At 71.4% G+C, this 8,435-nt stretch carries 10 protein-coding genes; 7 read left to right on the top strand and 3 right to left on the bottom strand.

Going from position 1 to position 8,435, the window contains the following annotated elements; genetic code table 11:
- The coding region (locus AB8Z36_RS20980) for an acyl-CoA dehydrogenase family protein (RefSeq protein ID WP_369214889.1) at window positions 1–1,138 on the bottom strand (1,138 nt) is incomplete at its 3' end.
- A 164-nt stretch (window positions 1,139–1,302) separates the two neighbouring features.
- Here AB8Z36_RS20980 and AB8Z36_RS20975 point away from each other — a divergent pair.
- Window positions 1,303–1,947: a TetR family transcriptional regulator gene (locus tag AB8Z36_RS20975; protein WP_369214888.1), complete on the top strand. Its 645-nt coding sequence runs from the start codon at window positions 1,303–1,305 to the stop codon at window positions 1,945–1,947.
- Between the two features lie 17 nt (window positions 1,948–1,964).
- Here the strand turns inward: AB8Z36_RS20975 and def are convergent, their stop codons facing one another.
- Window positions 1,965–2,507, bottom strand: coding sequence for a peptide deformylase (gene def, locus AB8Z36_RS20970; RefSeq protein WP_369214890.1), 543 nt, complete (start codon window positions 2,505–2,507; stop codon window positions 1,965–1,967).
- 153 nt (window positions 2,508–2,660) lie between these two features.
- Between def and AB8Z36_RS20965 the strand changes: the two genes are divergently transcribed.
- The 5 genes from AB8Z36_RS20965 (at window position 2,661) to AB8Z36_RS20945 (ending at window position 7,231) form a co-directional block, all read left to right on the top strand.
- On the top strand, window positions 2,661–3,899 hold the full coding sequence (locus AB8Z36_RS20965) for a Mur ligase family protein (protein WP_369214887.1): 1,239 nt from the start codon (window positions 2,661–2,663) through the stop codon (window positions 3,897–3,899).
- A gap of 39 nt (window positions 3,900–3,938) precedes the next feature.
- A complete protein-coding gene (locus AB8Z36_RS20960) occupies window positions 3,939–4,667 on the top strand; it encodes a type 1 glutamine amidotransferase (protein ID WP_369214886.1) in 729 nt (242 codons plus the stop codon).
- A 186-nt stretch (window positions 4,668–4,853) separates the two neighbouring features.
- Window positions 4,854–5,879, top strand: a complete 1,026-nt coding sequence (locus AB8Z36_RS20955; RefSeq protein ID WP_369214885.1) for a 6-phosphofructokinase — start codon at window positions 4,854–4,856, stop codon at window positions 5,877–5,879.
- Between the two features lie 156 nt (window positions 5,880–6,035).
- Complete coding sequence (locus AB8Z36_RS20950; protein WP_369214884.1) at window positions 6,036–6,986, top strand: cytochrome c oxidase assembly protein; 951 nt, start codon at window positions 6,036–6,038, stop codon at window positions 6,984–6,986.
- An 86-nt stretch (window positions 6,987–7,072) separates the two neighbouring features.
- Window positions 7,073–7,231, top strand: coding sequence for a hypothetical protein (locus AB8Z36_RS20945; protein ID WP_369214883.1), 159 nt, complete (start codon window positions 7,073–7,075; stop codon window positions 7,229–7,231).
- A 13-nt stretch (window positions 7,232–7,244) separates the two neighbouring features.
- Here the strand turns inward: AB8Z36_RS20945 and AB8Z36_RS20940 are convergent, their stop codons facing one another.
- Window positions 7,245–7,640, bottom strand: a complete 396-nt coding sequence (locus AB8Z36_RS20940) for an SSI family serine proteinase inhibitor (RefSeq protein ID WP_369214882.1) — start codon at window positions 7,638–7,640, stop codon at window positions 7,245–7,247.
- Window positions 7,641–7,874: 234 nt separating this feature from the next.
- Here AB8Z36_RS20940 and AB8Z36_RS20935 point away from each other — a divergent pair.
- Window positions 7,875–8,435, top strand: a 561-nt coding sequence (locus AB8Z36_RS20935; protein ID WP_369214881.1) for a lysophospholipid acyltransferase family protein, incomplete at its 3' end; no start/stop codon positions are given.

Below are 8,435 nucleotides of genomic sequence, written 5' to 3'. Positions count from 1 at the left end.
CCCTGTGCATGCGCTCCACCGGGTACTCGCGCGTGAAGCCGTTGCCGCCGAGGATCTGCACGGCCTGCGCGGTGACCTTCTTGGCGACCTCGCTCGCGTACAGCTTGGACATGGAGCCCTCGGCCGACTCGAACTTCTTGCCGGTGGACGCCATCCACGAGGCGCGCCACACGAGGAGGCGGGCCGCGTCGATCTGCGTACGCATGTCGGCGAGCTGGAAGGCGATGCCCTGGTTGTCGATGATCGGGCGGCCGAACTGGGTGCGCGTCCTGGCGTACTCCAGTGCCTCCTCGTACGCGGCGCGCGCGGTGCCGACCGCCATCGCGCCGACCGCCGGGCGGGACGCCTCGAAGGTGGCCATGGCGGCGTTCTTGACGCGCTCGCCGCCGCTCTTGGCCCGTTCGCGTGCGCGTGCCAGGCGCTCGTCCAGCTTCTCCTTGCCGCCGAGCAGGCAGTCGCCGGGGACCCGAACGTCCTCAAGGACGACCTCGGCCGTGTGCGAGGCGCGGATGCCGTGCTTCTTGAACTTCTGCCCCTGGGAGAGACCGGGGGTGGCGGGCGGGACGATGAAGGAGGCGTGGCCCTTCGAGCCGAGCTCGGGGTCGACGACCGCCACGACGACGTGGACGTTGGCGATGCCGCCGTTGGTCGCCCAGGTCTTGGTGCCGTTCAGGACCCACTCGTCCTTGGCCTCGTCGTAGACGGCACGGGTGCGCATGGCCGCCACGTCGGAGCCCGCGTCGGGCTCGGAGGAGCAGAAGGCGGCGACCTTGACGTCGTTCACGTCGCCGTACATCTGGGGTATCCAGGTGCCGATCTGGTCCTCGGTGCCGTTGGCGAGGACGCCGACGGCGGCGAGACCGGTGCCCATGATGGACAGGCCGATGCCCGCGTCACCCCAGAAGATCTCCTCGGTGGCCATCGGGATGCCGAGGCCCGTGGGGTCGAAGAACTGCTGTGCGTAGAAATCCAGGGAGTAGATGCCGAGTTTGGCCGCTTCCTGGATGATGGGCCAGGGAGTCTCCTCGCGCTCGTCCCATTCGGCGGCCGCGGGGCGGATCACCTCGGCGGCGAACCCGTGGAGCCAGTCCCGGACCTCCTTCTGTTCGTCGTTGAGCTCCATGGTGAACTCGGCCATGACCCCTCCAGGACCTGCGATCAGCTGCCACGTTACTTGCGGTAACGGAAGTCTGTTACTGGCCAGTAGTCCGTGTCAACTCCCGGCAGCCCGTTCGATGCGGAGGGCGCCCGTAGTGTTACGTTGCGCGTGCGTCACCGAATCAGCACGGGCGGGGAGAAGCCATGGAGACCACCCAGCGGACCGATCAGCAGCGGTCCGCCGAGCGCCGTCGGCACGAGCTGCTCGAAGCCGCGGACCGGGTGGTGCTCCGCGACGGACCCGGCGCCTCGATGAACGCCATCGCGGCGGAGGCGGGCATCACCAAGCCGATCCTCTACCGCCACTTCGGCGACAAGGGCGGGCTCTACGCCGCGCTCGCCAAGCGGCACACCGACGCGCTCCTGGAAGCCCTGCGCGCCGCCCTGGACGCCCCCGCCGAGCGCAGGGAGCGCGTCGAGGCGACCCTGGACACCTACCTCGCGGCGATCGAGGCGCGCCCCCAGGTCTACCGCTTTCTGATGCACCCCTCGGAGGCCCCCTCCCCCGGCGACCAGGGCTTCGACGTCGGCGTGCACTCCGCGCCGCTGCTGCGCCGCCTCGGCGAGGAGCTCGCGGAGGTCATCGAGGAGCGCGTCGACCTCGGCCCGGAGAGCGCGGATCTCGCCCGCGTCTGGGGCCACGGCATCGTCGGCATGATGCACGCCGCGGGCGACTGGTGGCTCGGCGAACGGCCCTGCTCGCGCGCGCAGTTGGTGCGCAGCCTCGCCGACCTGCTCTGGGGCCGCCTGGCCGCCGCGGGCAACCGCGTGGGCGGCCCGGGGTTCTGAGCCGGGCGCGGAGCGGGTCAGGCGGTGTTCCAGGGTGCCCTGGCCGCGGCCCGCAGCACCCTGCGGCGCCGCCATCCGGTGACGCGGTCGGTGTAGACCGCGCCCTCCAGGTGGTCGCACTCGTGCTGGAGGCAGCGCGCGAACCACCCCGTGCCGTGCACCCGCACCGGCTCGCCGCGCAGATCGGACCCCTCGACCACGGCGTGGTCGAAGCGCGGCGTACCGGCCTCCAGGCCAGGCAGCGAGAGACAGCCCTCGGGGCCGCGCAGCGTCTCGCCGTCCGCCGCCACGAGCCGGGGGTTGACCACGTGTCCGAGGTGACGGACGTCATCGTCGTCGGGGCAGTCGTAGACGAACACCCGCTTGCCGACGCCGATCTGGTTGGCGGCCAGGCCCACGCCCTGGGCCGCGTACATCGTCGCGAACATGTCCTCGATCAGGTCCGCGAGTCCGGGACCGAAGTCGGTCACCTCCTCGCAGGCCGCGTGGAGCACGGGGTCACCGAGCAGGGTCAGAGGTCGTACGCGCCCCGAGGCGCCCGGGATCGAGCCGTGTCGCATGGCGGTCAGAGTACGGTCCATGCACAGGTCCGCGCACAGCGACGGCACCGAGGTGGTGCCGCGGTTCGGGCTTGTCAGCGGATCTCGATAGGCTGAGCAGAGAAACGATGCCGGGGGCAGGCGCGGCGCCGTACGCAAGGAGGATCTCGACAGATGTCAGGCAACACGGACCCGCTGTCGCCGCGGGCCAAGCTGGCCGTGACGGCGGGCAAGGCGGCCGCGGCGGTGTCGCGCGCGGCCGGCCGCGGCAGCGGATCGGTGATCGGCGGCAAGGTCGCGCTCCGGCTCGACCCCGAGCTGCTCGGTCGGCTCGCCACACACCTGGACGTCGTCCTCGTGTCGGCCACCAACGGCAAGACGACCACCACGCGCCTGATCGCGGAGGCACTGCGGGCCAGCGGCCCGGTCGTGTCGAACGCGCTGGGCGCGAACATGCCTGCCGGAATCACCTCGGCGCTCGCCGGCGGCTCCGACGCGAAGTACGGCGTGATCGAGGTCGACGAGAAGTACCTCGCGGGTGTCGCCCGTGACGTGGACCCGAAGGCGATCGCGCTGCTCAACCTCTCGCGCGACCAGCTCGACCGCGCCGCCGAGACCCGCATGCTCGCCGAGAAGTGGCGCGAGGGCCTGTCCGGCTCCAAGGCCGTCGTCATCGCCAACGCCGACGACCCGCTGGTCGTCTGGGCGGCCAGCTCCTCACCGAACGTGGTGTGGGTCGCCGCGGGCCAGGAGTGGAAGGACGACGCCTGGTCCTGCCCGTCCTGCGGCGGCGTCATGCAGCGCCCCGGGGACGACTGGTTCTGCGGCGAGTGCGGCTTCCGCCGCCCCGCGCCGAGCTGGGTGCTCTCCGGCGACCACGTCCTGGACCCGCACGGCTCGGCGTGGCCCATCCACCTCCAGCTCCCCGGCCGCGCCAACAAGGCCAACGCCACCTCCTCGGCCGCCGTCGCCGCCGTCTTCGGGGTGCCCCCGCAGGTCGCCCTGGAGCGGATGTACCAGGTGCAGGCCGTCGCGGGCCGCTACGACGTCGTGCAGTTCCAGGGCCGTGACCTGCGGCTGCTGCTCGCCAAGAACCCGGCGGGCTGGCTGGAGACGTTCTCGCTGATCGACCCGCCGCCCACCCCGGTGATCCTCTCGGTGAACGCGCGCGGGGCGGACGGCACGGACACCTCCTGGCTCTGGGACGTCGACTACACCCGCCTCGCCGGGCACCCGATCTTCGTCCTCGGCGACCGCAAGCTGGACCTCGCGGTGCGCCTGGAGGTCGCGGGCCTGGACTTCCGGGTCTGCGAGAGCGTCGACGAGGCGGTGCAGCTCGCCCCGCCCGGACGCATCGAGACGATCGCGAACTACACCGCGTTCCAGGACCTGCGCCGCCGCGTCGGCAACTGACCCACCGGCCCCTCAAGACCTTCGTAGGGACGAATGAGCATGAGTGACAACAGCCTGCGGCTGGTGTGGGTCTACCCCGACCTGCTGAGCACGTACGGAGACCAGGGGAACGCCCTGGTGGTGGAGCGCCGCGCCCGTCAGCGCGGCCTCCAGGTCGAGCGCTACGACGTGCGCAGCGACCAGCCGGTGCCCACCTCCGGCGACATCTACCTGATCGGCGGCGGCGAGGACCGTCCGCAGCGTCTGGCGGCCGAGCGGCTGCGCCGCGACGGCGGTCTCCCGCGGGCCGTGGGCAACGGCGCGATCGTCTTCTCGGTCTGCGCCGGGTACCAGATCCTGGGCAATGAGTTCATCAACGACCTCGGCCAGCGCGAGCCCGGTCTCGGCCTGCTCGACGTGGTCTCCACGCGCGGCGAGGGCGACCGGTGCGTCGGTGACGTCCTCGCCGACATCGACCCGCAGCTCGGCCTGCCGTCGCTGACCGGCTTCGAGAACCACCAGGGCATCACCCACGTCGGCCCCTCCGCGCGGCCCTTCGCCCGCGTGACGCTCGGCCGGGGCAACGGCACGGGCGACGGCACCGAGGGCGCGTACAACGGCACGGTCTTCGGCACGTACATGCACGGCCCCGTCCTCGCCAGGAACCCGCTGATCGCGGACCTGCTGCTCAAGCTGGCCCTGGATGTGAACGCGCTGCCGCCCACCGACGACCGCTGGTACGAGGCGCTGCGCGCCGAGCGCATCGCCTCCGCGACGCAGCCCGCCTGAGCCGGAACCGGCCCGGAACCAGCCCGGACGAGGGCCCGCTTGACGCCCCGCCCGCACATGTGAGCGGGGGCGTCCAGCCCTCGGACGCCCGATGCCTTACGGCCCCCCGCCGCCTATAGGGTGGCGGGAACTCAGCCGGACGACGTGGTCCGGTCATCGGCCCACGTTGCAAAGGTATTCCGGGCTATGCGCATTGGTGTCCTGACCTCCGGCGGCGACTGCCCCGGCCTGAACGCCGTGATCCGCTCCGTCGTGCACCGCGCGGTGGCGGACCACGGCGACGAGGTCATCGGCTTCCACGACGGCTGGAAGGGCCTCCTGGAGTGCGACTACCGCAAGCTCGACCTCGACGCGGTGAGCGGCATCCTCGCCCGCGGCGGCACCATCCTCGGCTCCTCCCGGGTGCAGCCCGCGCACCTGCGTGACGGCGTGGAGCGCGCCAAGGGCCATGTCGCCGACCTCGGCCTGGACGCGATCATCCCGATCGGCGGCGAGGGCACCCTGAAGGCGGCCCGGCTGCTCTCGGACGCGGGCCTGCCCATCGTCGGCGTGCCCAAGACGATCGACAACGACATCGCTGTCACCGACGTCACCTTCGGCTTCGACACGGCCGTGGGCGTGGCGACCGAGGCGCTCGACCGGCTGAAGACCACCGCCGAGTCGCACCAGCGCGTCCTGATCGTCGAGGTCATGGGCCGGCACACCGGCTGGATCGCCCTGCACTCCGGCATGGCCGCGGGCGCGCACGCCATCGTGGTGCCCGAGCGCCCCTTCGACATCGAGGAGCTGGCCAGAAAGGTCGGCGAGCGCTTCTCGGCGGGCAAGAAGTTCGCGATCGTGGTGGCCGCCGAGGGCGCCAAGCCGCGCGAGGGCTCCATGGAGTTCGACGTGGGCGGCAAGGACGTCTACGGCCACGAGCGGTTCGCGGGCATCGCCCGCCAGCTCTCCCTGGAGCTGGAGCAGCGGCTCGGCAAGGAGGCCCGTCCGGTCATCCTCGGGCACGTCCAGCGCGGCGGCACCCCCACCGCGTACGACCGTGTCCTCGCGACGCGCTTCGGCTGGCACGCGGTGGAGGCGGTGCACCGGGGCGAGTTCGGCAGGATGACGGCGCTGCACGGCACGGACATCACCATGGTGCCGCTCGCCGAGGCCGTCGAGACGCTGAAGACCGTGCCCGACGAGCGGTACGCAGAGGCGGAGTGCGTGCTCTAGCACCACGGAAGCACCACTGGCCCCCCGCCAGCTCGGTTGCGCGTTGTACTACTCGCCCCCGGTCGCGTCAGCGGCCGGGGGCGGTTCTACTCTGGTGCCGACACACGTCGCACAATCCGCGATGTCGCACATTCCGCATGAATCAGGAGCCACCGGATGGATCACAGCGGGCACGGCATGAACATGGATCTGCCGCCGTTCACGCTGGGGCGAGGCCTGGAGATCTCCGCCGACCCCTTCTTCCTCATCGGCGGCCTGGTGGGACTGGCCCTGTACGGGTGGGGCGTGGTCCGGCTCGTGCGGCGGGGCGACAAGTGGCCGGTGGGCCGTACGGTCGCCTTCGTGACCGGTGTCCTCACGGTCCTGCTCGTGATGTGCACCAAGCTCAATGACTACGGCATGGTCATGTTCAGCGTGCACATGGTGCAGCACATGGTGATCAGCATGCTGTCGCCGATCCTGCTCCTCCTCGGCGCCCCGATCACGCTGGCGCTGCGCGCCCTGCCGGTGGCGGCGCGCGGCCACAAGGGTCCGCGCGAGTGGCTCCTCCGGCTGCTGCACAGCCGGTACATGCGGATCATCACGCACCCCGCGTTCACGATCCCGCTGTTCATCGCGAGCCTGTACGCGCTCTACTTCACGCCGCTCTTCGACACCCTGATGGGCTCCAGGGCGGGCCACATCGGGATGATGGTGCACTTCCTCGCCGTCGGCCTCGTCTTCTTCTGGCCGATCATGGGCGTGGACCCGGGGCCGCACCGCCCCGGCTACATCATGCGGATGCTGGAGCTGTTCGCGGGCATGCCGTTCCACGCGTTCTTCGGCATCGCGCTGATGATGGCGACCCAGCCGATGGTCGGCACCTACATGCACCCGCCCGCCTCGCTCGGCATCGACGCGCTGGCCGACCAGGAGGCGGCGGGCGGCATCGCCTGGGCGTTCAGCGAGATCCCCTCCGTGGTGGTCCTGGTGGCCCTGCTCTTCCAGTGGCGCCGCTCCGAGGACCGCGAGGCACGGCGCAAGGACCGCGCCGCCGACCGCGACGGCGACAAGGAGCTGGAGGCCTACAACGCCTACCTGGCCTCTTTGGCCGCACGCGGACGCTAGCGCGGACGGGCTTCCACGGGTGACGATGGTCCTCGGACCGCGGCCCGGCGCGCAGGCGCAGGGGGCTGCCGCAAGGAGGCTGAGCGATGCCCGGTTCCACGAAGACCATGGGTGGGTTCACCGTCGGAAGCCTGATCATGGTCACGGCGTATTCGGTGGCTCTCGGAAGCAACGGCTGGCTGTGGTTCGGCTGGGTCGTGCTCGGACTGCTGACCCTGGGCATGGTGCTGTCGCGCGGCGCGTGAGCGGAACGGCCGCCTAGAACCGGAAGACGGAGCCGGTCGCGACCTCCAGCTCGCAGCGGTTGGGGAAGACCTTGACCCAGTTGACCGCCCGGCCCCGGTGGGTGCCGCTCGCGCTCGCGGTGACGGGGTCGTGCTGCTTGGTGCACGGCCGTGCCGTACGGGTCAGCCCGTCGAGGTTCCCCGCCGCCGCGGTGATCTCCGCGCAGGCCCGTTCGGCGTACGGGTGACGCCCCACGGGCCGCGGTTCGCAGCGCAGCAGCACACCGCGGACCCAGGTGTCGCCCGACTCCGAGACGGTGAGGAAGAGCCCCTGCCTCGGCGCGGGGGCGGCAGCCGTGTCGGCCGCCCGCGCGGGGGCGGCGGCGCTGAGGGCGAGCAGTGCGGCGACAGCGACGGTGAACGGACGCATGCGGGACCTCCGGTGGCCTGGCGGCGGCAGTGGACGGTGACGTTCTGTGGCGTCGGCCCCGGCGACGGAGACTCCGGGAGGAGTCCAGCGGACCCCCGTACGCCCAGCCCGTCCAGGCGCCGCGCCGCCGTGTCGCCCGCCCGATGCCGCACAACAGCCCGAACGGGCTCTCGCATCCGCACCGTTGATTGGCTACTGTGCGTCGGCACCGGGAACCGGGGGAAGGCAGCCACCATGTTCTATCCACTGCTCAAATACGTGCTCCTCGGTCCGCTGCTCCGGCTGATGTTCCGGCCCAGAATCGAGGGCCTGGAGCATGTGCCGCAGACGGGCGCCGCGATCGTCGCGGGCAACCACCTGTCGTTCTCCGACCACTTCCTCATGCCCGCGATCATCAAGCGCCGCATCACGTTCCTGGCGAAGGCCGAGTACTTCACGGGCCCGGGGATCAAGGGCCGCCTGACCGCCGCCTTCTTCCGCAGCGCGGGACAGATCCCGGTCGACCGCTCCGGCAGGGAGGCGGGCAGGGCCGCCATCCGGGAGGGCCTCGGCGTGCTGCGCAAGGGCGAGCTGCTCGGCATCTATCCGGAAGGCACCCGCTCGCACGACGGACGGCTCTACAAGGGCAAGGTCGGCGTCGCCGCCATGGCGCTCAAGGCGCGGGTCCCGGTGATCCCCTGCGCGATGATCGGCACCTTCGAGGCACAGCCGCCCGGCCAGAAGCTGCCGAACCTGCGCCGCGTGACGATCCGCTTCGGCGAGCCCCTGGACTTCTCCCGTTACGTCGGCATGGAC

The organism is Streptomyces flavofungini (assembly GCF_041028215.1).
Lineage (GTDB): Bacteria > Actinomycetota > Actinomycetes > Streptomycetales > Streptomycetaceae > Streptomyces > Streptomyces flavofungini_B.
Note: the sequence above shows the minus strand (reverse complement) of the source record. Positions and strands in the feature narration are given on the sequence as shown.

Coding starts and splice junctions, on each gene's coding strand:
- AB8Z36_RS20965 (WP_369214887.1), top strand. CDS start 2,661: ATGTCAGGCAACACGGACCCGCTGTCGCCGCGGGCCAAGCTGGCCGTG.
- def (WP_369214890.1), bottom strand. CDS start 2,507: ATGCGACACGGCTCGATCCCGGGCGCCTCGGGGCGCGTACGACCTCTG.
- AB8Z36_RS20940 (WP_369214882.1), bottom strand. CDS start 7,640: ATGCGTCCGTTCACCGTCGCTGTCGCCGCACTGCTCGCCCTCAGCGCC.
- AB8Z36_RS20945 (WP_369214883.1), top strand. CDS start 7,073: ATGCCCGGTTCCACGAAGACCATGGGTGGGTTCACCGTCGGAAGCCTG.
- AB8Z36_RS20950 (WP_369214884.1), top strand. CDS start 6,036: ATGGATCACAGCGGGCACGGCATGAACATGGATCTGCCGCCGTTCACG.
- AB8Z36_RS20955 (WP_369214885.1), top strand. CDS start 4,854: ATGCGCATTGGTGTCCTGACCTCCGGCGGCGACTGCCCCGGCCTGAAC.
- AB8Z36_RS20960 (WP_369214886.1), top strand. CDS start 3,939: ATGAGTGACAACAGCCTGCGGCTGGTGTGGGTCTACCCCGACCTGCTG.
- AB8Z36_RS20975 (WP_369214888.1), top strand. CDS start 1,303: ATGGAGACCACCCAGCGGACCGATCAGCAGCGGTCCGCCGAGCGCCGT.